Source organism: Tepidiphilus sp. J10 (genome assembly GCF_006980785.1).
In the GTDB taxonomy this organism is placed as follows: Bacteria; Pseudomonadota; Gammaproteobacteria; order Burkholderiales; family Rhodocyclaceae; genus Tepidiphilus; species Tepidiphilus olei.
On record NZ_SBHP01000004.1, the window covers coordinates 73,438 to 95,207 of the forward strand.

General features: G+C 64.3%; 23 protein-coding genes. 9 read left to right on the plus strand and 14 right to left on the minus strand.

The features are described 5' to 3' along the window. Position 1: 1 nt before the first annotated feature. The 7 genes from aroB to pilM all read right to left on the minus strand — a co-directional run bounded on the left by aroB (position 2) and on the right by pilM (position 6,767). Complete coding sequence (gene aroB, locus EPD81_RS06985; RefSeq protein WP_142804743.1) at positions 2 to 1,081, minus strand: 3-dehydroquinate synthase; 1,080 nt, start codon at positions 1,079 to 1,081, stop codon at positions 2 to 4. Beyond that, complete coding sequence (locus tag EPD81_RS10915; protein ID WP_142804744.1) at positions 1,074 to 1,634, minus strand: shikimate kinase; 561 nt, start codon at positions 1,632 to 1,634, stop codon at positions 1,074 to 1,076. The genes aroB and EPD81_RS10915 overlap by 8 nt, the downstream gene beginning before the upstream one ends. Before the next feature lie 118 nt (positions 1,635 to 1,752). After that, positions 1,753 to 3,912 carry a type IV pilus secretin family protein gene (gene pilQ / locus EPD81_RS06995; RefSeq protein ID WP_185955383.1) on the minus strand — a complete coding sequence of 720 codons (2,160 nt, stop codon included), beginning with the start codon at positions 3,910 to 3,912 and terminating at the stop codon, positions 1,753 to 1,755. After that, entirely contained in the window at positions 3,909 to 4,451 is a 543-nt protein-coding gene (locus tag EPD81_RS07000; RefSeq protein ID WP_142804746.1) for a pilus assembly protein PilP, read from the minus strand. Before EPD81_RS07000 ends, pilQ begins: the two co-directional genes overlap by 4 nt. After that, entirely contained in the window at positions 4,448 to 5,116 is a 669-nt protein-coding gene (locus EPD81_RS07005) for a type 4a pilus biogenesis protein PilO (protein WP_142804747.1), read from the minus strand. The genes EPD81_RS07000 and EPD81_RS07005 overlap by 4 nt, the downstream gene beginning before the upstream one ends. Then, positions 5,113 to 5,700 carry a PilN domain-containing protein gene (locus EPD81_RS07010; protein WP_142804748.1) on the minus strand — a complete coding sequence of 196 codons (588 nt, stop codon included), beginning with the start codon at positions 5,698 to 5,700 and terminating at the stop codon, positions 5,113 to 5,115. Before EPD81_RS07010 ends, EPD81_RS07005 begins: the two co-directional genes overlap by 4 nt. Then, positions 5,697 to 6,767 (minus strand): type IV pilus assembly protein PilM, encoded by a 1,071-nt coding sequence (gene pilM, locus EPD81_RS07015; RefSeq protein WP_142804749.1) that lies wholly within the window; start codon positions 6,765 to 6,767, stop codon positions 5,697 to 5,699. The genes EPD81_RS07010 and pilM overlap by 4 nt, the downstream gene beginning before the upstream one ends. A gap of 112 nt (positions 6,768 to 6,879) precedes the next feature. Between pilM and EPD81_RS07020 the strand changes: the two genes are divergently transcribed. From EPD81_RS07020 to EPD81_RS07045, 6 genes are read left to right on the plus strand one after another with little or no spacing between them, the layout of a single operon-like run. Beyond that, positions 6,880 to 9,279 carry a penicillin-binding protein 1A gene (locus EPD81_RS07020; RefSeq protein WP_221929260.1) on the plus strand — a complete coding sequence of 800 codons (2,400 nt, stop codon included), beginning with the start codon at positions 6,880 to 6,882 and terminating at the stop codon, positions 9,277 to 9,279. A 16-nt stretch (positions 9,280 to 9,295) separates the two neighbouring features. After that, a complete protein-coding gene (locus EPD81_RS07025) occupies positions 9,296 to 9,862 on the plus strand; it encodes a YqgE/AlgH family protein (RefSeq protein ID WP_142804750.1) in 567 nt (188 codons plus the stop codon). Between the two features lie 9 nt (positions 9,863 to 9,871). Next, positions 9,872 to 10,339, plus strand: coding sequence for a Holliday junction resolvase RuvX (gene ruvX, locus EPD81_RS07030; RefSeq protein ID WP_142804751.1), 468 nt, complete (start codon positions 9,872 to 9,874; stop codon positions 10,337 to 10,339). Continuing rightward, positions 10,336 to 10,860 carry a bifunctional pyr operon transcriptional regulator/uracil phosphoribosyltransferase PyrR gene (gene pyrR, locus EPD81_RS07035; protein ID WP_142804752.1) on the plus strand — a complete coding sequence of 175 codons (525 nt, stop codon included), beginning with the start codon at positions 10,336 to 10,338 and terminating at the stop codon, positions 10,858 to 10,860. The genes ruvX and pyrR overlap by 4 nt, the downstream gene beginning before the upstream one ends. Continuing rightward, entirely contained in the window at positions 10,838 to 11,809 is a 972-nt protein-coding gene (locus EPD81_RS07040; RefSeq protein ID WP_142804753.1) for an aspartate carbamoyltransferase catalytic subunit, read from the plus strand. The genes pyrR and EPD81_RS07040 overlap by 23 nt, the downstream gene beginning before the upstream one ends. After that, positions 11,806 to 13,080: a dihydroorotase gene (locus tag EPD81_RS07045; protein ID WP_142804754.1), complete on the plus strand. Its 1,275-nt coding sequence runs from the start codon at positions 11,806 to 11,808 to the stop codon at positions 13,078 to 13,080. Before EPD81_RS07040 ends, EPD81_RS07045 begins: the two co-directional genes overlap by 4 nt. Here the strand turns inward: EPD81_RS07045 and EPD81_RS07050 are convergent. From EPD81_RS07050 to EPD81_RS07065, 4 genes are read right to left on the minus strand one after another with little or no spacing between them, the layout of a single operon-like run. Continuing rightward, complete coding sequence (locus EPD81_RS07050) at positions 13,070 to 13,387, minus strand: DUF167 domain-containing protein (protein ID WP_142804755.1); 318 nt, start codon at positions 13,385 to 13,387, stop codon at positions 13,070 to 13,072. The two genes, EPD81_RS07045 and EPD81_RS07050, sit on opposite strands and share 11 nt — an antisense overlap. Continuing rightward, a complete protein-coding gene (locus EPD81_RS07055; RefSeq protein ID WP_142804756.1) occupies positions 13,384 to 13,977 on the minus strand; it encodes a YggT family protein in 594 nt (197 codons plus the stop codon). Before EPD81_RS07055 ends, EPD81_RS07050 begins: the two co-directional genes overlap by 4 nt. Next, complete coding sequence (gene proC, locus EPD81_RS07060; protein ID WP_142804757.1) at positions 13,977 to 14,795, minus strand: pyrroline-5-carboxylate reductase; 819 nt, start codon at positions 14,793 to 14,795, stop codon at positions 13,977 to 13,979. The genes EPD81_RS07055 and proC overlap by 1 nt, the downstream gene beginning before the upstream one ends. Beyond that, complete coding sequence (locus EPD81_RS07065) at positions 14,792 to 15,511, minus strand: YggS family pyridoxal phosphate-dependent enzyme (RefSeq protein WP_142804758.1); 720 nt, start codon at positions 15,509 to 15,511, stop codon at positions 14,792 to 14,794. Before EPD81_RS07065 ends, proC begins: the two co-directional genes overlap by 4 nt. A 72-nt stretch (positions 15,512 to 15,583) precedes the next feature. Between EPD81_RS07065 and EPD81_RS07070 the strand changes: the two genes are divergently transcribed. After that, positions 15,584 to 16,675: a type IV pilus twitching motility protein PilT gene (locus tag EPD81_RS07070; protein WP_142804759.1), complete on the plus strand. Its 1,092-nt coding sequence runs from the start codon at positions 15,584 to 15,586 to the stop codon at positions 16,673 to 16,675. A 19-nt stretch (positions 16,676 to 16,694) separates the two neighbouring features. After that, positions 16,695 to 17,828 (plus strand): PilT/PilU family type 4a pilus ATPase, encoded by a 1,134-nt coding sequence (locus tag EPD81_RS07075; RefSeq protein WP_142804760.1) that lies wholly within the window; start codon positions 16,695 to 16,697, stop codon positions 17,826 to 17,828. A 156-nt stretch (positions 17,829 to 17,984) separates the two neighbouring features. Here EPD81_RS07075 and EPD81_RS07080 read toward each other — a convergent pair whose 3' ends face one another. Genes EPD81_RS07080 through EPD81_RS07090 form a run of 3 tightly spaced genes read right to left on the minus strand, consistent with a single transcriptional unit; the run spans position 17,985 to position 20,509 of the window. Next, complete coding sequence (locus EPD81_RS07080) at positions 17,985 to 19,142, minus strand: class I SAM-dependent RNA methyltransferase (RefSeq protein WP_142804761.1); 1,158 nt, start codon at positions 19,140 to 19,142, stop codon at positions 17,985 to 17,987. Between the two features lie 9 nt (positions 19,143 to 19,151). Continuing rightward, positions 19,152 to 19,562, minus strand: a complete 411-nt coding sequence (locus EPD81_RS07085) for a CopD family protein (protein WP_142804762.1) — start codon at positions 19,560 to 19,562, stop codon at positions 19,152 to 19,154. A gap of 56 nt (positions 19,563 to 19,618) precedes the next feature. Further along, positions 19,619 to 20,509: an NAD-dependent epimerase/dehydratase family protein gene (locus EPD81_RS07090; RefSeq protein WP_185955384.1), complete on the minus strand. Its 891-nt coding sequence runs from the start codon at positions 20,507 to 20,509 to the stop codon at positions 19,619 to 19,621. Between the two features lie 47 nt (positions 20,510 to 20,556). Here EPD81_RS07090 and EPD81_RS07095 point away from each other — a divergent pair, with 47 nt between their 5' ends. Next, positions 20,557 to 21,579 carry a CDP-6-deoxy-delta-3,4-glucoseen reductase gene (locus EPD81_RS07095; RefSeq protein WP_142804763.1) on the plus strand — a complete coding sequence of 341 codons (1,023 nt, stop codon included), beginning with the start codon at positions 20,557 to 20,559 and terminating at the stop codon, positions 21,577 to 21,579. Positions 21,580 to 21,770 lie beyond the last annotated feature (191 nt).

The window sequence follows — 21,770 nt, forward strand, 5'->3', positions numbered from 1 at the left end:
CTCAGCTCCTTGCTGCGATCGCGGCGCGCAACACGGATGGCGGCACGTCTGCCGTCACCACCGCCTTGCCGAGCCCTTGGAGCAGGACCAAGCGTAGCCGCCCACCGCTCACTTTCTTGTCGCCGGCCATCCAGTGCAACATCTCATCCACCGGCAAAGCGGGCCCCTGCACCGGCAGGCCAGCCCGGATCAAAAGCCCCTCGATGCGCGCGAGTTCGCTCTCATCGAGCCACCCGAGGCGCAAGGACACCTCGGCCGCCATCAGCATCCCCACGGCCACCGCCTCACCGTGCAGCCAATCGACGTAACCCGTCCCCGTCTCGATCGCATGGCCGAAGGTATGTCCGAGATTGAGCAGGGCCCGTTCGCCGCGCTCGGTCTCGTCGGCTGCGACCACCTCGGCCTTGTTGCGACAGGAGCGCTCGATGGCGAAGGCCACCGGCCCCGGCTCCAACGCGAGCAAAGCCTCCATGTGCCCCTCGAGCCAATCGAAGAAGGCGGCATCCCGGATGAGACCGTACTTGATCACCTCGGCGAGCCCCGCGCGCAGCTCGCGCAGCGGCAGGGTCGCGAGCGTGTCGGTGTCGATGAGTACCGCACGAGGCTGATGGAAAGCCCCGATCATATTCTTGCCGCGAGGGTGGTTGATCGCCGTCTTGCCGCCCACGGAAGAATCGACCTGCGCGAGGAGCGTGGTGGGCATCTGGACGAAAGGAGCCCCGCGCTGCCAGGTGGCAGCGGCAAAACCCGTCATGTCGCCGATGACGCCTCCGCCCAGGGCGATGAGGGTGGTGGCACGCTCGGCGCGGGTATCGACGAGCGTGTCGTAGACTTTTTCCAGCGTCTGCCAGTTTTTGTACTGTTCCCCGTCGGGCAGCACCACCGAGTCGACGCGCACGGCGTGACGCTCCAGCATGGTCGTTACGCGCTCGAGATAGAGCGGCGCCACCGTCTCGTTCGTGACGAGCACCGCGCGCGGCTGCTCCAGGTGCGGCAACAGCAACTCATGGGCCGTAAGCACGCCGGAGCCGATGAAAATAGGATAGGACCGCTCACCCAGATCGACGGCCAGCTCACGCATCCCCTTCTCCTTGCGCGATCACTGCCCTTTCCCCTCTACCTGACAGGTAGTCGCGCACCGCCTCTTCCACCCGCGCGAGCATGGCCGCAGGCTTCAGCCGACCGCCATCGACCACGACGTCGGCCACCTCGCGGTAGAGCGGGTCGCGCTGGGCGTAGAGTTCGAAAATGCGCTGCCGCGGCTGTGGCACCTGCAGCAGCGGCCGATGGCGATCGTGCCGCAGCCGCTCCCACAGCACCTCCGGTGGCACGTGCAGATAGACCACGATGCCGCGACGGCGCAGCTGCGCCCGGTTTTCCGGCCGCAATACCACCCCGCCGCCGGTGGCGAGCACGAGGTCCTCGCGGCCGAGCAGCTCGGCGAGCAGCCGCGTCTCACGCTCGCGAAATCCCTCCTCGCCCTCGACGGCGAAGATCGTAGGGATGGAGACGCCGGTTCGCGCCTCCAACTCCTGGTCGCTGTCGATGAAAGCCAGCCCGTGTCGTGCCGCATAAGCGCGCCCGACGGTCGTCTTGCCGGCCCCCATCATTCCGATGAACACGATGGGCTCCACCCGATACGCTCACGTTCGTTGATCGAGGCTAGTGTACCGTAAAAAGAGCGGTCATACGGCGTAAAAAACCCGCCCGTCGGCGACGGGGCGGGCCTTTGCGGAACGAAGGGACGTACGATCAGCGCAGACGCAGATCCTCGGCAATGATACGCGGAGTAAGGAACACCATCAGCTCGGTGCGTTGAGCCGTGTCCGCCTTGTTCCGGAAGAGATTCCCCAGGAGCGGGATGTCACCCAACCCTGGAACCTTATCGACCGAATTGGTTTCGGACTCCTCGAACAGGCCGCCCAGTACGACAGTGCCTCCATTTTCCACGAGGACATCGGTCGTTACCTCTTTCTTCAGGATGGGCGGATTACCCTGAACCGAGCGAGAGAAATCCGCACGATCCTTACGCACGAGCACCTTCATCCGCACTCGCCCGTCGGGCGTGAGCACTGGCGTCACCCGCAGTTCGAGCAACGCCTCCTTGAATTGGACGTCCTGCGTGGTCATGTTACCCACCGTCGAAGTCGTGGTATAGGGAATCTCGTCGCCAACGGCGATGCGCGCCTCGATGTTGTTCGCCGTCATGATCTTGGGATTGGAGACGATGCGGCTCTTGCCCGTGGCCTCTGCCAGATTCAGTTCCAGGTTGAGGAAACGTGTGGCCGAGCGATTGAAGATCGACAGGGCAAAAGTCGAAAACTGGCCGCCCGGTAGCGAACTCTGCTGGTAGAACGGACGGTTGAAGGGGCCGAAATCAAAACGATCTCCAGAGAAGAGAGGTCGACCACCCGTATTGAGCCGCGCCCCGATCTCCTTGCCGAAATTCGACGACACCTCCAAGATGCGAGCCTCGATCACGACCTGACGCGGCGGTACGTCGATCTGTTTCAGCAGTTCACGCACCGCTTGCAGCCGCTCCTCGACGTCAGTGACGAAGAGCTTGTTGGTCCGAACGTCGTAAGTGGCCATGCCGCGGTCGGAGAGGATTTTTTTGTTGCTGCTGCCACCACCACCCGTGCTCTCGTCCGAGATCATTTGATGGATCTCGGCCGCCGAATGATAATTGATTTGGAAGCTCTCGGTGAGCAACACGCCTTTTTCGATGCTCTGATTGAGCGCCTCGAGTCGTATTTTCTCGTGCTCGGCGAGCTCCTGGGCCGGAGCGACCCAGATGACATTGCCCTGCTGCCGTTTGTCGAGTTTTTTGTTCTGCAAAATGATGTCGAGGGCCTGATCCCAGGGCACGTCGACCAGGCGCAGCGTGATCGTGCCTTGCACCGTATCGGAGACGACGAGGTTGAAACCGCTGAAGTCGGCCAACACCTGCAGCACGGCGCGTACGTCGATGTTCTGGAAGTTGAGGGTGAGCCGCTCGCCCTTGTACTGCGGCCTACCCACGAGCACTTTATTGGGGTCTTCCTGAATTGGCTGAATGTCGATGACGAAGAGCGTATCGGCCTGATAGGCGGTGTGTTGCCAATTCCCCTTGGGTTCGATCACGAGCACGGTGTCCCGCCCTCTGCGCTCGAAACGGAAGCTTTGCACCGGCGTGGCGAAATCGGTCACGTCGCTGCGCCGATAGAGCTCCTGCGGCAGAGCCGTTTCGGGAAAGACGATCTCGACACGCTCACCGGCGCGGCGTAGATCCGGCGTGATGTCGGCGGAAGAGAGGCGAATCATCACTTTCCCCTCCCCTTCCGGGCCACGACGAAAATCGACCGATACGATGGAAGGGGTGCCTGCGGGCGCCGAGGCAGTCGAACTCGGCATGCCGCCACCGTCGCGCTGATAGGGTGCCAGTGCCTCTTGCGCCGAACTCGTACCCGTACTCGAAGACGCAGTCTGGAGTTCCACCCCCCACCCCCCTGCGACTTGGGTCAAGCGGTACTGCATCGGTTGGGAAAGCGCCAACACCACCCTCAGACGCCCTGCCGCCTCGACCGCGTAGATACGCTCGATGCCACTGCGCTTGATTTCCCTGGAGGGGGCGCCCAACAGATTTTTGGCCTCGGGGAAATCCAGCACGATGCGTGCAGGGCTCGCCAAAGAGAAATGCGCGGGAGCGCCCACCGGCGCGTCGAAGACGAGATCCAGCCGGGCTGCCCCTTCCCCCGACTCGACGAGGGAGACGTCTTTCAGCGCGACCGAGGAGTCCGCGGCAGCCCATCCCTGGGGCGCGTAGCCGGCAAGAAGCGCGAAACAAAGCCCCAAGACGAACGATCCGAGCCAAAGCGCGACAGCATCTCCCTTGGCTGACGCGCACAAAGTGGTATAGCCCATGCGATTCATGGTTTTTCCTCCAGGTTCAATTCTGCCGTCCGCTTGACCCATTGATCGGCCTCCCGCACCATCTCTTCTATCGTGACCTTGGTCTCTTGGATGTTTACGACACGGCCAAAATTCTGGCCGAGATAGGCCCCGACCCCGACGGGATAGACTCCGTCCGGAGCCTCGATCAAAGCCCTGATCTCGCTTCCTTTGCGCAACACGCCCCTTAGCCTGAGTTCAGACAAAGAAAAACGCTCGAGCGGCTCCCGCGGCCGGGTCATGTCGGGTGCCGGCAGACCGCTCCCCGTGGCCGACTTCAGGGCTGGAGGAGCCAGACGACCGGGATCGAAAGGATCGGGCAAATCGTAAGCGGCATACGCGATGGAGGGGAAGGGGTGTACTTCGGGCAAAGGAGGTACCCGCCCTTTCATCCCCTTGGAAGACTCCTGCATCCATTGCTCGATGTCCGCGACCCCGGAAGGAGGCGCTTCCACGCACGCCACCAGCAATGTTGCCGAAATCAAGGCTGGTAGCGTGCTCCGAACGGAGGGAAAATTCATTTCTTCCTCCCTTGTGCCGACGGCTTGGGCTCATTTTTTGGGATTTCGTCTTCGTCGAGATAACGGTAGGTGTGCAAAGTTGCCTCGAACTTCAACCCGGATTCTTTCTGCGGGAAAATCTTCAGATCCCCGAAAGTCACGACACGAGGCATGGACGACACGTCGCTCAGGAAACCGGCAATCTCGTGATAGCCACCATCGAGGACGATCGCCACGGGCATTTCCACGTAGAAATCGCGCTTGAGCTCATCACCCGGACGAAACAGTTCGAAGCGCAAGCCCCGCTTCAAACCGATTTGATGCACGTCCTGCAACAGGCCGTCCATTTCGGACCTGCTCGGCAATTGCTTGAGCAGGGCACCGAACTGTGCCTCCGCCGTTCGCAGCTGGGCACGATATTCGGGTAGATTGACCGCCTGCCGCTTCTTGGAGAGCCATTGTTCACGCAGCTGTGCTTCCTGAGCCCTGACTTTTTCGAGCTCCAGCGCCTGATCCCCCCAGAAAAACCACCAGGCGCCGGCAACGATCATGACGAAGACGACGATCATGACAAGGAATCGAGGCGCAGGGGGCCAGCGACCAGGGTCTTGCGGATCGAGATCGCGAAACTGGAGAAGCAGGCGATCGAGCGTCTGAGCCAAATCGAACGATGCCGTGCGTTTCATGGCTTACCCTCCCCCGCGTCGGGTGCCCCCATGGTTTCTATCGTCTTTCGATCCATCCGCAGCTGAAGCCCGAAACGAACGACTCGCTGGTTGTTACGGTCCAATCCTACCGTTTCGATCAGACGCACGTCGGTGAGATAAGGGGAGGATTCGAGGCTTCGCATCGTTTCGGAGACTCGCGCATTCGACTGGGAGATACCGCGCAGGGTCACCAACGCATCGCGGCGATCGAGCGATTCGAGGAAAGTGGCTTCGGGCAAGCGCCGAGGCAAATCATCAGCCAGCAAAACCGGTTCGACCCGACGCGCACGCAAGGACTCGATGACGTTCTTGCGCGCGATGATGCCGTCGATGAGCGCTCGAAGATCTTTGAGTTCTGCCAGCTGCTTGTCGAGTTGGCCGATCTGCTCGGATAGAAAGCGGTTGCGCCCTTGCTGGCGCTCGATGAGCCCGTCGAGATACAGCGAGCCCATCACTCCGACCAGGATTCCCGCTGCACTGGCCAGGCCCAGATGGACGTAAAAAAGGCGTCGACGGCGTTCTCTGAGCGCTTCGCGCCAAGGCAACAGATTGATGCGAATCACGATTCGAACCTCCGCAGAGCGAGACCGGTGGCGATGATCATCCGCGGCGCATCGACGGGTTGCAAGCGATCGCGCAATCGCGGATGAAGATGGAACCCTTTCCAGGGATCGGCCACTTCCACGGGCACGGCGACCCGCTGCCGGACGGCGTCGGGAAGCATCGGTAGCGCCGCCAAACCTCCACCCAGGACGACCCCATCGACGTGATCGGACGACTGAGTTGCAAAAAAATATTGCAAGGCGCGAGCGATCTCCTGGGCGAGGGTGTCACAAAACGGCGTCACCACCTGGGAGAGGAGGTCGATCGGCCAGCTCCGCTGCCGCATCATTTGCTCTACTTCCTGGGCGGTTTTCCCGCTGCGACGCATCAGTTCGTGTTCGAGTTGCCTGCCGCCGACGGGCTGGGTACGGTCGAAGATACGTTTGCCGCGATGGAAGATGAGCACTTCCAGGAGGTTCGCGCCGAGATTACAATGCGCCTCGATGCGATTCGACCTTTCCTTTTCTGCATTCCGGAACATCGCCCGCTGCCAGGCGAGCGACGCGACGTCGACCACGGCCGGCTGGGCATCGACGGCGTCGGCGAGCGCAACGAGCTCGTCGACGCGATCTCGCCGCGCGGCGACGATGAAGGTTTCGACGGTATCCTCGATATGCCCGGGTCCCAGCACCTGCCAGTCGAGTGCGACCTCGTCGAGAGAGAAAGGCACGAAGCGGGCCGCCTCCATCATGACGAGCTCTTCGAACTCCCGCTCGCTCTGCATGGCGGCGAGTACCACCGATTTCATCATGACGACCGAGTCGGGCAGTGCGAAGGCCAGACGCTCCTTCCCTTTTCCGTGCATATCGAGCGCGCGACGCAGCGCACCGACCACCGCGTCGAAATCGACCACGGCATTGTCCACCATGGCCCCTTCTTTCAAAGCGACGATGGCACACTGCTCGATTTGCGGCGCATCGGGCGTGCCCGACAATTCGAGGGTTTTCACTGCCGAGGCCGACAGGTCGATGCCGATCAAACTGCCGATTCCCCCGTTCCCGAGCCCAAAAATCCGCTTCAAGTCCATCCGTCGTCTCCCTGCGGCCACGGCATACACCCATCCGATGTGCGAGAATTATAATCGGCATATCATGCAAACGACAACGCCCTTTGGCTCGGTATAATCAAAAGATTCTTCGATGGATATCCTCATGCCTTGGGTAAAATCCCTGCTCGTCGCCCTCCTGGCCTTGATCGCCACCGCTTTTGGCGTCATCGCCACTACAGCTGCGCTGGCCTGGCAGAAACTTCCCGAGCTCGATCAGATCCTCGACTACCAGCCGAAAATACCTCTGCGCGTCTATTCCGCCGAAGGGGAGCCGCTGGCCGAATTCGGAGAGGAAAGACGGGTGGTCTTGAACGTGCATGTCGTGCCCGAACATCTCAAGCTGGCCATACTCGCCGCCGAAGACGAACGCTTCTACGAACACCCAGGCGTCGACGTGATGGGCATTGCACGCGCCGCCTTGGTCAATTTCGTGCGCGGCGGGAGGGCACAAGGCGCTTCCACCATTACCATGCAGGTGGCGCGCAATTTCTACCTCACGCGTGAAAAGACCTTCAACCGCAAGTTCTACGAAATCCTGCTCGCCTTCAAGATCGAGCGCGAACTCACCAAAGACCAGATCCTCGAGCTCTACCTCAACCAGATCTATCTCGGCCAGCGCGCCTACGGATTCGCCGCCGCAGCCCGCACTTATTTCGGCAAGCCCGTGCAGGAGCTCTCGCTGGCCGAGGCCGCACTGCTCGCCGGACTGCCCAAGGCTCCGTCGCTGCTCAACCCCCTGCGCAATCCCGAAGCATCCAAAAGGCGTCGTGAATACGTGCTCTCTCGCATGCTCGATGCGGGGTTCATCGACCGAGCGCAATATGAAGCCGCGAGAGTCGAGCCGATCGTGCTGGCACAAGACCGCTCCCGTAGAGATCCAGCCGCCATCAATGACAACGGCACTGGCCAGTACGTGGCCGAGATGGCCCGGCTCTTTGCGCTGGAACGTTTCGGAGAGGCGGCCTACACCGCCGGCATCCAGATTTTCACTACGATTCGCATCGACGACCAGCGCGCGGCCGAGGCCGCCGTGCGACATGGCCTGCTGGCCTATGATCGGCGACACGGCTATCGCGGACCAGAAGGCTGGATCGCGCCCGAGGCCATTACCGAAGAGGATTGGGACGCACTCGACGCCCAGCTTTCCGGTTTCCCCGATCTGCCCGATGCGCTGGCGGCCGTCGTCGTGGAAGCGAACGAACGGAAGCTCGTCGTTTGGCGGCACGGCCAAACCATCGAATTCACCGGCAAAGCGCTCGATTTCGTACGCAGTAACATCGGAACCAAGATACCCGAAGCGAAACGGCTGCGTCCGGGTGCGATCGTACGTATCCGCGCACTTCCCGAGGGACGATGGGAATTGACGCAAATTCCCGAAGCCCAGGCCGCGCTCGTATCGATCGACGCCGATACCGGCGCCGTGCGCGCGCTCGTGGGCGGCTACGACTTCAGCCTGACCAAATTCAACCACGCCACTCAAGGTCAGCGCCAGCCAGGTTCTTCGTTCAAACCCTTCGTCTACTCCGCCGCACTCGAAAAAGGCTGGGGACCGGGCAGCTGGGTCGAGGACGAACCCATCAGCTTTTCCGCCGAAGTCACTGGCAGCAAAGACTGGGAACCCAAGAACTACGACAATCGTTATGAAGGATGGATGAGGTTGCGGGATGCGGTCGCCAAGTCGAAGAACGTCGTAGCCGTCCGCGTGCTCAATGACATCACGACGGGATACGCCCAACAGTGGCTCACCCGTTTCGGTCTGGACCCGACCAAACACCCCCCCTATCTCGCAATGGCGCTGGGATCGGGCAGCGCGACCCCCTGGGAGATGGCACGCGCCTACGCGGTCTTCGCCAACGGGGGCTACCTCGTCGAACCCTACTTCATCCAGGAGATCCGCGACGCCCAGGGGAACCTCCTGCTTCGCGTACAACCCAAGGTTGCCGCACGGGATGCTCCGCGCGTCCTCTCGGAGCGCAATGCCTGGTTGATGGACTCGCTCCTGCGCAGCGTGGTCGAACGCGGCACCGCCACCGCCGCGCGCAAACTCAAACGCTCGGACTTGGCCGGCAAGACCGGTACCACCAACAACCAGGTCGACACCTGGTTTGCCGGCTATCAACCCAAGATCGTCGCCGTGAGCTGGCTCGGTTTCAGCCAGCCGCGCTCGCTCGGTCGCGCAGAGACGGGGGGGCGCGCGGCGCTTCCGATCTGGATCGAGTACATGGAGACGGCACTGCGAGGCCAACCCGAAGTCAAACGCCCCATGCCCGAAGGCATCTCGACCGTGCTACTCGGCGACGTGCCCGAATATCATTACAGTGAATTCCCACCCCCCGAGCCCTATCCACCGACGGTCGAATTCCTGTACGAGCGTCCAGCCGCGAACGACACGGGCGAAGATCCTCTCTATGACCTCATTCGACGACGCAGGCCAGCGCAACCAGAAGAGCCGACGTACGCACCGATCCTGGAACGTCCATTCCTGAACTGAATGCTAGAATCCGCCCATGAAGAAAACCAGCATGAGCCTCAAACACCACTTTCTGATCGCCATGCCTGACATGGCCGATCCCAACTTTGCCCAGACGGTGGTCTACCTCGCCGAGCACTCCGACGAAGGGGCCATGGGCGTGATCATCAATCGTCCCACCGAAATCACGCTCGGCACGCTCTACGAACGCATCGACCTGCCTGCCCCCGCCCCTGATGTGGCCGTCCGACCGGTCTTCTTTGGCGGACCGGTGGCCACCGAGCGTGGTTTCGTCCTGCACCGCCCCGGCGGTTCATGGCACGGCACCACCGTCTTGCCCCATGGCCTAGCGCTCACCAGCTCACGCGACGTGCTGCAAGCGATCGGCGAAGGCAAGGACCCTCACGATTTCCTCGTCGTGCTGGGGCACGCCGGCTGGGCACCCGGTCAGCTCGAACAAGAGCTCGCGCAAAACGCCTGGCTCAGCGTCCCCGCCGATCCGGACTTGATCTTTAGCGTGGACCCGGCGCTACGCTATGAATCCGCCCTCGCGCTCTTGGGCGTGGCGCTGCACCACCTCGTCGTCCATTCTGGACACGGCTGATACCGCCCCATGTCTTTGCCGAGGATCCCACACCGCGGAACCGTGCTCGCGTTCGACTACGGCCTCGCACGTACAGGCATCGCGCAGGGCGAGCTCGAGACCCGGATTGCCATGCCACTCGCGGTGCTCGAATCCGCTGACGAGTCGTTTTTCTTCTCCGCCCTCGCATCGCTGCTTGCAGAGTGGCGTCCGGTGCTGCTCGTGGTCGGCCGTCCGGGTGAAGACCAGGCGCACGCATTTGGACTGCGCTGCGAGCGCTTCGCCCGCCGCCTGCACGGTCGTCACCGCCTGCCCGTCGTGCTGGTCAATGAATCCTTCTCCTCGTGCCTCGCCGAACGCCAGCTCGTAGAAATCGGCCGACGCGACTGGCGACGCCGCAAGCCGGTACGCGACGCCCTCGCCGCGAGCGCCATCCTGCAAAGTTTCTTCGACGGCGCCCCCTGGCGCGACGCCCTCGCCTCCAAGGAGCCCGCATGAACCCGATACCCGAGGCAGAATACCTCTATGTGCAGCTGCGCGAACGGCTCACCTCCGACCTCGACCGCTTCGACGCACTGGTAGGCATCCACTCCGGCGGCGTCTGGCTCGCCGAGCGGCTGCAGCGCGAGCTCGCTCCTGCCAAGGCGCTCGGCAGCATCGACGTCTCGTTTTACCGCGACGACCTCGCGCAGCGCGGTCTGGGTCGCTCGCGCGTGCGTGCCTCCCACATCCCTTTCCCTGTACAGGATGCGCGGATCCTGCTCGTCGATGACGTGCTCTATACCGGCCGCACCGTACGCGCGGCGATCAACGAGCTCTTCGACTACGGCCGCCCCGCGCGCGTGGAGCTCGCCGTGCTCGTCGACCGCGGCGAACGGGAGCTCCCCATCTGCGCGCGCTATGTAGCCCACACCCTACCCCAACCGCTACCCGCGGGCGAGCGCCTCGAACTCGCCCGCGACGAGGCGGGCCTCTTCACCCTCCGGACCCTGCGCGATGAGCCACCCACAACTCGATGAACATGGTCGCTTGCAGCATCTCCTGAGCCTCGACGGGCTGCCGCGCGAGGTGCTGCTCCAGATCCTCGACATGGCCGAGCCTTTTCTCGAAGTCACCGAGCGCGAAGTGAAGAAGGTGCCCTTGCTGCGCGGCAAGAGCGTCTTCAACCTCTTCTTCGAGAACTCCACCCGCACGCGTACCACCTTCGAAATCGCCGCCAAGCGGTTGTCGGCCGACGTCATCAACCTCAACGTCAGCACGAGCTCCACCACCAAGGGTGAGTCGCTACTCGACACCATCGACAACCTCTGCGCGATGAACGCCGACATGTTCGTCGTACGCCACGCGAGCAGCGGCGCGCCCTTCCTTATCGCCCGCCACCTGCGCGAGCGCGGCCTCGAGCACATCCACGTGGTCAATGCCGGCGACGGACGCTACGCCCACCCCACCCAGGGGCTGCTCGACATGTACACCATCCGGCACTACAAGAAGGATTTCTCCCGGCTGACGGTGGCCGTCGTCGGCGACGTGCTCCACTCGCGCGTGGCCCGCTCCGAGATCGCCGCACTCGCCACCCTGGGCGTGGGCGAGCTGCGCGTGATCGGCCCCAAGACGCTGCTGCCCGTAGGGCTCGAACAGTTCGGCGCCCGGGTCTTCCACGACCTGCGCCAGGGCTTGCGCGACGTCGACGTCGTCATGATGTTGCGACTCCAGAACGAGCGCATGAAAGGGGCATTGCTGCCATCGAAGGAAGAGTACCACCAACGCTTCGGGCTCACGCCCGAGAAACTCGCGCTCGCCAAGCCCGACGCCATCGTCATGCACCCTGGGCCGCTCAACCGCGGCATTGAGATCGACTCGTCGGTGGCCGACGGCCCTCGGTCGGTGATCCTTCCCCAAGTCACTTTCGGCATCGCCGTGCGCATGGCGGTGATGAGCCTGCTCGCCGGACAAGGAGCCCAAGCATGAGAGTGCGCATCCGCGGCGCCCGCCTCGTCGATCCCCGTCGCCGCCAAGAAGAGCTCGCCGATCTGCTGATCGCCGACGGACGCATTGTCGGCCGCGGCCCGGCGCCGGATTTCCACGCCGATCACACCATCGAGGCCGAAGGGTTGGTCGTCTGCCCCGGCCTCATCGACACCTTCGCACGCTTGCGCGAGCCGGGATTCGAATATCGCGCCACGCTCGCCTCCGAGCTCGAGGCTGCCGTCGGCGGCGGCATCACCCGGGTGGTCACTCCGCCCGACACCGATCCCCCGCTCGACGAAGCCGGCCTCGTCGAGATGCTGCGTTTCCGCTCCGAAGCGCTGGGGCTCGCCCGCGTGCACCCGGTGGGCGCACTCACGCTGGGACTCAAAGGCGAGCGCCTCTCGGAGATGGCGCTTTTGTCCGAAGTCGGCTGCGTCGCCCTGGGTCAGGCCGACGTGCCCATCGCCGATACCCTCTCGCTCTTTCGCGCATTCCAGTACGCCGCGACCTTCGATCTCCCCGTATGGCTCACCGCCTCCGACCCCTGGCTCGCGGCCGCCGGCTGTGCCCACGATGGGGAAGTGGCCGCCCGCCTAGGCCTGCCGGGAATTCCCGCCTGCACCGAGACCATCGCCCTGGCGCGGCTCCTGGAGCTCGCCCGTGCCACCGGGGTGCGGCTGCACGTGCAGCACCTCTCGAGCGCCGCCTCGCTGCCGCTGCTCGCCCAGGCGAAAGCCTCAGGGTTGCCCGTGAGCGCCAGCGTCTCGGCGCTGCACCTTGCCTGCAGCGAACACGACATCGGGCACTTCGACACCTACGCGCACGTGATCCCCCCGTTGCGCAGCCAAGCCGACCGTGCAGCGCTCGCCCAGGCCGTGGCCGAAGGACTGATCGACGTGATCGATTCGAACCACACCCCCGTCGACGACGACGCCAAGGCCGTACCCTTTGCCGAGAGCGAACCCGGCGCAACCGGGCTGGAACTGCTGCTGCCGCTCACGCTTGCCTGGGGACGCGAGCAAGGGCTTGGACTTGCCGAAGCGCTCGCCCCCATCACCGACCATCCTGCCCGGCTCCTCGGCATGGAAGACACGGGACATCTCGGAGAAGGCGCGGTGGCCGACCTCTGCCTCTTCGACCCACAAGCCCGCTGGCAGGTCACGCCCGAGTCGCTCGCAAGCCTCGGGAAGAACACGCCGCTCTTGGGGCAAACGGTGCAAGGGCGCGTGGTGGCCACTCTGGTAGGCGGCCGACCGGTCTTCAGTCGCTGAGCGCCGGCGAAGCAATCGTCGCGAGCCGCGCCGCCACCGCCTGCGGATCCGGGGTGGCGATGCGCACGCGCTTGGCGCGGCTCGTCTCCCCCTGCACGATCTCGATAGCCGCGCGCGGTACGCCGCAGAACTGCGCCAGGAAGCGCACGAGGGCCTCGTTCGCCTTCCCCTCTACGGGGGGGGCGGAGACGCGCAGCTTCAGCGCGTCGCCATGTCGCCCCGCCCACTGGCTGTGCTTGGCACCCGGCTGCACGTGCAGCATCACCACCACCGCCTCGCGCTCGAGGCGGATGGGCACCTCATTCATCCCAACCCACCCCCTAGCAAGAGGCGCACCAGCATGAAACGCAGCTGCCCGCCGGCGATCGCCAGCACCTGCAGCAGCAACAAAAAGACCAGGGGGCTCAGATCAATGCCGCCGATCGTGGGCACGATTCTGCGTATGGGATAGAGCCAGGGTGCGACGATCGCCTCGGCCAGCGCCGCGGCCGGAGCATGGGGGTTGACCCAGCTCAAAACCGCCGCGAAAAGGACGGCGAAAAAGAGGAGATATCCCAGCACGTAGAACGTCTCGAGTAGCCCCCCAAGCACCACCAAACCGACGAGGCCACCCAGCGGCAGGAGCGCGAGCTGACCGAACACTGCCATCTTCAGCAGCACGAAGAGCGACTGCGTCGCCCAGGCCAGACCCAGGCTCACCACGTCCCAGCGCATGCGCGGCCTCAAGGCGCGGCGCAGCGGCAACACCGCCCAATCGGTGAGCGTGAGGACGAAACGGCCCAGCGGGGTGTAGAAAGAGATGCGCTGCGCCTGCATCAGCACCCGCAGCCAGAGCACAGCGGTGAAGGCCTGCGCGAGTGTGCCGAATACCAGGTCGAAGAGCTGCTGTCCCATCATCACGGCGCCTCGCCCAGCTGCCGCGCAAGTTCCTGGCTGCGCGCATGAGCGGCAAACACCGCCTCGCGGATGGCTTCGGCAAACCCGCGTTCATTCAAGCGCACCAGCGCCGCCTCCGTCGTTCCGCCCTTGGACGTCACGTTCTCGCGCAGGCGCGACAGCGGCTCCTCGCTCTCCTGGGCGAGCCGCACCGCGCCGGCGGCCGTGGCCTGCGCCAAACGGCGGGCAGTGGCAGCGTCGAACCCCAGCGCTTCGCCCGCAGCCTGCAAGGCTTCGAGAAAGGCGAAGACGTAGGCCGGGCCGCTGCCGGAGAGTGCGGTGATCGCGTCGATTTTGCCTTCCTCTTCGACCCAGAGCACCTCGCCCACCGCTGCCATGATGCGCTCGGCCTCCTCACGCCCCAGCGTATCGACGCTCGGGTCGGCGTAGAGTCCCGTGACACCGGCTCCCACCAGGGCGGGCGTATTGGGCATGGCGCGCACGAGCCGCCTATGGCCGCCGAGCCAGCGTCCGATCACGCCCAGCGGCAAACCCGCGGCGATACTCAGCACCAGGATCCGCCCCAGGCGGCCGGCGAGCGGAGCCACGGCCTCGCGCAGATGCTGGGGCTTGACCGCCAACACGATCACGTCGGTCTCAAACCAGGCATCGTCGAGCACCGGCTGCGCCGCCACGCCGAAGCGCGCTTCCAGCGTCCGGCAGCGCACCGCGTCGGGATCCATCACCTGGACCCCGCGCGCACTCGCCACCTGGCGTGCCAACAAGCCGCCGATCAGGGCCTCGGCCATGCGGCCACCGCCCAGAAAACTGATTCTCATGGTTTCTTCCTCTCGCCGAAAATCGCCGTCCCCAAGCGCACGTGCGTCGCCCCCTCCTCGATGGCGAGGGGAAAATCACCCGACATGCCCATCGAGAGCACGTCGAGCTCGAGCCCCCTCGCGCGCAGGTCCTCCAAGCAACAGCGCAGCGTGCGGAAACGTGCACGCAGCACGGCCTCGTCGGACGTCGGCTCCGGAATGCACATCAGACCGCGCAAACGCAGACCAGGCAGCGACGCCACCGCCTGCGCGAGCGCCGGCACCTCGGCCGGCGCCACGCCGGACTTGCTCGCTTCGCCGCTCACATTGACCTGCAGCAGCACCTGCAGCGGCCCCAATGCGGCCGGCCGCTGCGCCGCCAGCCGTTCGGCCACTTTCAACCGATCGAGGGAATGCACCCAGGCGAAGTGCTCGGCGATGGCGCGCGTCTTGTTGCTCTGGATCGGACCGATGAAATGCCATTCGAGCGGCAGATCCGCGAGCGCTTCGACCTTGGCCACGCCTTCCTGCACATAGTTCTCGCCGAATACCCTCTGCCCGCAGGCAAAAGCCGCACGTACGGCCTGCGGTGGCTGGGTCTTCGACACCGCCACGATCGTCACCGAGCCGGGAGGACGCCCGGCGCGCACCTCGGCCTCGGCCACGCGCGCACGCAACGCATCGAGCCGATGACACAAAAGCTCCTCGCAGGGCGACGAATCCGCTACAATCGTCATTCCGAAGCCATACTCCCAGTCCAAGACCGCATCGAGTATAGCATCGCCGTCGCCCGCCTCCCAGGAGATCGTATGGACATCACCGAACTGCTCGCCTTCTCCGTCAAGAACAAGGCTTCCGACCTGCACCTCTCCGCCGGCATGCCGCCGATGCTGCGCATCAACGGCGACATCCGGCGCATCAACCTGCCCACGCTCGCCGATGCCGACGTCAAGGCGCTCGTCTATGACATCATGAACGATGCGCAGCGCAAGAACTTCGAGGAGCATCTGGAGGCGGATTTTTCCTTCGAAGTCCCCGGCATCGCCCGCTTCCGCGTCAACGCCTTCATGCAGGACCGGGGCATGGGAGCGGCCTTCCGTACCATCCCGAGCAAGGTGCTCACGCTCGAAGATCTCTCCGCCCCCCCTGTGTTCAAGACCATCTGCGATCAGCCCCGCGGTATCGTGCTCGTCACCGGTCCGACCGGCTCGGGGAAATCGACCACGCTGGCAGCAATGCTCGATTACATCAACACGCATCAACCGGTCCATATCCTCACCATCGAAGATCCCATCGAATTCGTCCATGAGCCCAAAAAAGCGCTCATCAACCAACGCGAAGTGCACCGCGATACCCACTCGTTCGAGAATGCCCTGCGCTCGGCGCTGCGCGAAGACCCGGACGTGATCCTGGTGGGCGAGATGCGCGACATCGAGACCATCCGGCTCGCACTCACCGCAGCCGAGACCGGCCACCTCGTCTTCGCTACCTTGCACACCTCCTCGGCCGCCAAAACGATCGACCGAATCGTGGACGTCTTCCCGGCCGCCGAGAAAGAGATGGTGCGATCGATGCTTTCCGAATCCCTGCGCGCCGTCATCTCGCAAGTGCTACTCAAGCGCAAGGACGGTACCGGCCGCGTGGCGGCACATGAAATCATGATCGCCAACGCCGCCATCCGCAACCTCATCCGCGAGAACAAGGTGGCCCAGATGTACTCCATCATCCAGACCAATCAGGCCATCGGCATGCAGACGCTGGATCAGTGCCTCATGGAGCTGATGCGCCAGCAGGTGATCTCGGTCGACGAAGCCCGGTCGGTGGCGCAGAACAAGGATCAATTCCAAGTTGCTCCTACGCGCGTCATCCAAGTCGGTGGTGGAATTCCACCCAAGCAATAATCGGCTCAGGACCGTCATCATGCAAAAAGACCAATCGCTGCGCTTCGTCAACGACTTGCTCAAGCTCGCCAAGCAGAAAAAGGCTTCCGACCTCTTCATCACGCCGGATTTCCCTCCGGCGCTGAAGATCGACGGCAAGATCACGCCGCAGACGGCGCAGCCGCTGACCGCGGTCCATACCGCAGAAATCGCCCGTGCCTTGATGAACGACCGGCAGGCCGCCGAGTTCGAGGCGACCAAGGAATGCAACTTCGCCATCAATCCCACCGGGATCGGGCGCTTCCGCGTCAATGCCTATCTGGAAAAAGGCGCCGTGGCGCTGGTGCTGCGCGCCATCGCCGACCGGGTCCCCACCTTCGAGGAGCTGATGCTGCCGCCCATTCTCAAGGAAATCGCCATGCTCAAACGCGGCCTGGTGGTCTTCGTCGGCGGCACCAGCACCGGCAAGAGCACCTCGCTCGCCGCGCTCGTCGATTACCGCAACGAGAATTCCTTCGGCCACATCATCACCATCGAAGATCCGATCGAATTCGTGCACACGCACAAAAACTGCATCGTGTCGCAGCGGGAGATCGGCATCGACACCGAGAACTGGGAAATCGCCCTGAAAAACACCTTGCGCCTGGCCCCTGACGTCATCATGATGGGCGAGATTCGCGACCGCGAGACCATGGACTACGCCATCGCCTTCGCCGAAACCGGACACCTTGCGCTCGCCACGCTGCACGCCAACAGCGCCAACCAGGCGCTCGATCGCATCATCAACTTCTTTCCCGAAGACCGGCGCCAGCAGCTGCTCATGGATCTCTCGCTCAACCTGCGCGCCTTCGTGTCGCAGCGCCTGCTGCCGCGCGCCGACGGTCCTGGGCGGGTTCCGGCCGTAGAGATCATGCTCAACTCGCCGCTCATCGCCGATCTCATCTTCAAAGGGGAAGTGGGCGAGATCAAGGACGTGATGAAGCGCTCGCGCGAGCTGGGCATGCAGACTTTCGACCAGGCCCTCTTCGACCTCTACGAAGCGGGGCTCATCCGCTACGAAGACGCGCTGCGCTACGCCGACTCGGTCAACGACCTGCGGCTACAGATCAAGCTCTACAGCAAACGGGAAGACAAACCCGACATTCGTCCGCCCGATGGCCTCGACGTCCTCTGAGGAAACGCTGAATAATTGGCTGCGCGGGCGAATCGCTGCGTTGCGCGGTGCTCGCTCCCTCGCCTATCTACTCGATATGTCTCGGTCGCTGCGCTCCGTGCGCCTTGCGCTTCATCCCACTCGCTCATTTCTTCAGCGTTTCCCTGAGGGCATGCCTCACGGCGGCGTACTGGCGCGCCGCCGCATCGGGCCAGCCACGAGGCGGTATTCCAAAAGGCGACACTCCAGCGCCCCGTTGAAGAGCGGCACGCGCCGGCTCGCCTTGAGCCCGATGCCGCGCGGCAATTCCGGATCGGCGGTAAGGATCCAGGCACGCCAGCCCGTCCAATGGCGCTTGAGGGCATCGCCCAGGCGCGGATACCACGCCGCCAGCCGCTGCGCCTCGTCGAGCCGCACGCCGTAGGGCGGATTGGCCACCAAAACGCCTTCCGGTGCCGGGGTAGCCAGCTCTGCCACATCGGCCACTTGCCAATGCACCGATTCTTCCAGTCCCGCCGCGGCGAGGTTCTCGCGCGCGGCCGCCACCATCGCCGCGTCGACGTCGGACCCCCATAACTTCAGCGGCGTATCATGGCGCAGCGCCTCGGCACGCCGGCGCAATGCCCGCCACTGCGTCGAATCGAAATTTTCCAGCTTTTCCAGGGCGAAACCCCGCGCGAGCCCCGGGGCGATGCCGCACGCGGCCATCGCCGCTTCGAGCAGAAAAGTCCCGCTGCCGCACATCGGGTCGACCAGCGGTTCGTCCGGCCGCCAGCCGGTGAGCATGAGGATCCCCGCCGCGAGATTTTCCTTCAAGGGCGCAGCGACCGTCGAGCGTTTGAAACCGCGGCGGTAGAGCGGCTCGCCGCTCAAGTCGAGATAGAGCCGCGCGCGCCGCTCTTGCAAGAAAACCCAGATGCGTACTTCCGGCGTGGCGGTATCGACACTGGGTCGCGTGCCCAGCTGCGCCCGGAAGCGGTCGCAGAGCGCATCCTTGACCCGCAGCGCTGCAAATTCGAGGCTACGCAAAGGCGAGCGCTGCGCGCGCACATCGACGCGGATCGTGCGCTCCACGGCGAAATACCGTGGCCAGGGAACGTCGCGGGCCAGGCGATAGAGTTCGTCCTCGTTGCGATAGACCCCTTCCCCCACCTGCCACAGTACGCGCGTAGCGATGCGGCTCGTCAGGTTCAGCCAGGCACCGAGCGTGAACTCACCGGCAAACCCCACCCCGGCAGAAGCCGGCTCGGGCCGCTCGACCCCCAAGCTCGCCAATTCCTGGGCGAGCACCCCCTCCAGACCACGCGGACAAGGGATGAAAAAGCGCTCGCTCACGCCGCCTCCTCAAAAAGGTTTCAACACGGCGAGGAACACCACCACCGTGAGCACCAGCACGGGAATCTCGTTGAAGACCCGGTACCAGCGATGAGTGTGCCGGTTGCGTCCTTCGGCAAAGGCACGCAGCAGGCGGCCGCACGCCAGGTGATAGACGACGAGAAAGACCACGAGCAGCGTCTTCGCATGCAACCAGCCGCCGGAAAAGCCGAAGCCGAACCACAGCCACAGACCGAAAGCGATCGCGAGCACCCCCAGCGGCGTCATGAAGCGGTAGAGCTTGCGCGCCATGACCAAGAGATGCGCCCGCACCGCCGGCTCCTCGACCATCGCCAGATTGACAAAGATGCGCGGCAAGTAGAAGAGCCCGGCGAACCAGCTCACGACGAAGATGATGTGCAGCGATTTGACGACCAGCATGGACTCATTCTCCTTTTGGGCATCTCGAATAACCTACTGCGCGATGGTTCTTCGCGCTACCCTTTCGTTTCACGACGGGCTGCGAGCGCCGCCAACACGCCCTCCACCGTCGGATGGCGCAGGCGCAGGCGCAATTCCCGCCGCAGCCGCTCGGAACGCAGACGGCGCGATTCTCGCATGAAGGAGGCCGTGGCAGGCGGCACCGCCGCCAGCACCTCGGCCAGGGGCAGGCGCGGTGGCGCCGGCCAATCGAAGGTTTCTGCGAGCCGTTCGTAGAATTCGCTCAAGGTGAGCTCACTTCGATCGACCACGTGATAGGCACGCAGGCTCGCTCCACGGAATGTGGCAAACCACAACGCACGGGCGAGATCGTCGGCGTGGATGTGGTTGGTCCACACCGGCTCACACGGCACCGGCCAGCCCCGACGCAGCCGCTCCAGGGGCAAGCGATCCCCGGCGTAGATCCCCGGCGCACGCAGGATCGACAGCCGTACGCTCCGGCGACGCGCAAACGCGCGCCAGCAGCGCTCGGCCGCAAGACGCCGTTTTCCCCGAGCGGTCTGCGGCCGCGGGGGATCGGATTCTCTCACCCAGGCGCCGCCGCGATCGCCGTAGATACCGCTCGTGCCGACATAGACCAGACGGCGAGGGCGCCTCCCGCCGCGGGCCAGCGCCGCCGCGAGGCGCTTCGAGCGAGGATCGTCCATCCCTTCGGCCGGCGGAGGGGCGAGCATCCACACCCAGGGCGCGAGCCCGGCGAGGCGACGCAGACTGCGCCGGTCGTCGAGATCGGCGATCAGCACCTTCGCTCCCCTCTCACGCCAGGCCGTCGCCGCCTCGGGACGACGCACCAGTGCGATGACCGACACCCCCTTCGGCAAGAAACGCATCGCCCGCGCCGCCACGTCGCCCGCCCCGATCAGCAGCAATCGCATACCCCGCTTCATGCTATCCTTTTGTGTTTTCCGCTTTACGCTGGATGCTCAAGCCTATCATGAACGCCACCGTCCGCATCGTCGACCATCCCGGCGCCGACTTCCGCGTCGCACCGGATCAGACCGTGCTCGAAGCGGCGCTCGCCGCCGGCCTGCTGTTGCCCTACGGCTGCCGCGACGGCGCCTGCGGCGCCTGCCGTGCCCGACTCCTCGAAGGCAAGATCGAATATACCGGCCCCGTGGCCGCCTCGGCCCTCACCGAAGAGGAACGCGCCCAAGGCTGGTTTCTACCCTGCCGCGCCCGGGCGCTCACCGATCTCGTCATCGCCGTGCGCGAGCTGCGCCGTGCCGACGACGTCCCCGTGCACAAATTCCCCGCCCGGGTCGAACGTTTGGAGCGCGCCGCCGAAGACGTGATGATCCTCACGCTCAAACGGCCGGCGAGCCTGGATTTCCGTTTTCGCGCCGGCCAATACGTAGACGTGCTGCTGCCCGACGGGGCGCGGCGCAGCTTCTCGCTCGCCAACGCCCCGGAAGAGAACGATTTTCTCGAACTCCACGTCCGGCTCGTGCCCGGCGGCCGATTCACCACGCACGTCTTCACGGCGATGAAGCCCAAAGAAGTACTGCGACTCGAAGGACCGCTCGGCAGCTTCTTTCTGCGCGAGGAAAGCGAAGCGCCGATCCTCTTTCTCGCTGGCGGCACGGGATTTGCCCCGATCCAATCGATGCTGCGGCACATGCACCATGCCGGCATCGCCCGTCCCGCCGTGCTCTACTGGGGCGCGCGCACCCGCGCCGGCCTTTATCGGCACGAATGGCTCGAGCGCTTCGCTGCCGAACATCCCTGGCTGCGCTATCTCCCGGTGCTCTCCGAACCCCTCGTGGAAGATCGCTGGGAAGGGCGCACCGAGCTCGTGCACCGCGCCGTGTTGCAAGACTTCCCGACGCTCTCGGGCCACGAGGTCTACGCCTGCGGCGCCCCGGCGATGATCGAGGCCGCGCGGCGCGACTTCCTCTCCCAAGGGCTGGACGTCGATGCCTTCCACAGTGACGCATTCACTTTTGCGAATCCATCATGACTGTTCTCGACACCGTTCTCACCCGAGAGCCCGTGGTCAACCTCAGGCAGGCGATCACCGCCAATCGCCTGCTGCTGCACGCTTCGAGCACGGAATCCGCACTGGAATCACTGCGTCGCCTACGACCATTTTGGCCCTCTGCCCACACGGTGTTTCTTTCTTTCGGCCGGCTCGTTCCCGGGCCAGAGCTC

Coding starts and splice junctions, on each gene's coding strand:
- pilM (WP_142804749.1), bottom strand. CDS start 6,767: ATGGACTTGAAGCGGATTTTTGGGCTCGGGAACGGGGGAATCGGCAGT.
- EPD81_RS07045 (WP_142804754.1), top strand. CDS start 11,806: ATGAGAGTGCGCATCCGCGGCGCCCGCCTCGTCGATCCCCGTCGCCGC.
- EPD81_RS07050 (WP_142804755.1), bottom strand. CDS start 13,387: ATGAATGAGGTGCCCATCCGCCTCGAGCGCGAGGCGGTGGTGGTGATG.
- EPD81_RS07000 (WP_142804746.1), bottom strand. CDS start 4,451: ATGAATTTTCCCTCCGTTCGGAGCACGCTACCAGCCTTGATTTCGGCA.
- EPD81_RS07075 (WP_142804760.1), top strand. CDS start 16,695: ATGCAAAAAGACCAATCGCTGCGCTTCGTCAACGACTTGCTCAAGCTC.
- EPD81_RS07095 (WP_142804763.1), top strand. CDS start 20,557: ATGAACGCCACCGTCCGCATCGTCGACCATCCCGGCGCCGACTTCCGC.
- aroB (WP_142804743.1), bottom strand. CDS start 1,081: ATGCGTGAGCTGGCCGTCGATCTGGGTGAGCGGTCCTATCCTATTTTC.
- proC (WP_142804757.1), bottom strand. CDS start 14,795: ATGAGAATCAGTTTTCTGGGCGGTGGCCGCATGGCCGAGGCCCTGATC.
- EPD81_RS07085 (WP_142804762.1), bottom strand. CDS start 19,562: ATGCTGGTCGTCAAATCGCTGCACATCATCTTCGTCGTGAGCTGGTTC.
- EPD81_RS07025 (WP_142804750.1), top strand. CDS start 9,296: ATGAAGAAAACCAGCATGAGCCTCAAACACCACTTTCTGATCGCCATG.
- EPD81_RS07070 (WP_142804759.1), top strand. CDS start 15,584: ATGGACATCACCGAACTGCTCGCCTTCTCCGTCAAGAACAAGGCTTCC.
- EPD81_RS07090 (WP_185955384.1), bottom strand. CDS start 20,509: ATGAAGCGGGGTATGCGATTGCTGCTGATCGGGGCGGGCGACGTGGCG.
- EPD81_RS07020 (WP_221929260.1), top strand. CDS start 6,880: ATGGATATCCTCATGCCTTGGGTAAAATCCCTGCTCGTCGCCCTCCTG.
- pyrR (WP_142804752.1), top strand. CDS start 10,336: ATGAACCCGATACCCGAGGCAGAATACCTCTATGTGCAGCTGCGCGAA.
- EPD81_RS07005 (WP_142804747.1), bottom strand. CDS start 5,116: ATGAAACGCACGGCATCGTTCGATTTGGCTCAGACGCTCGATCGCCTG.
- EPD81_RS07040 (WP_142804753.1), top strand. CDS start 10,838: ATGAGCCACCCACAACTCGATGAACATGGTCGCTTGCAGCATCTCCTG.
- pilQ (WP_185955383.1), bottom strand. CDS start 3,912: ATGAATCGCATGGGCTATACCACTTTGTGCGCGTCAGCCAAGGGAGAT.
- EPD81_RS07065 (WP_142804758.1), bottom strand. CDS start 15,511: ATGACGATTGTAGCGGATTCGTCGCCCTGCGAGGAGCTTTTGTGTCAT.
- EPD81_RS07055 (WP_142804756.1), bottom strand. CDS start 13,977: ATGATGGGACAGCAGCTCTTCGACCTGGTATTCGGCACACTCGCGCAG.
- ruvX (WP_142804751.1), top strand. CDS start 9,872: ATGTCTTTGCCGAGGATCCCACACCGCGGAACCGTGCTCGCGTTCGAC.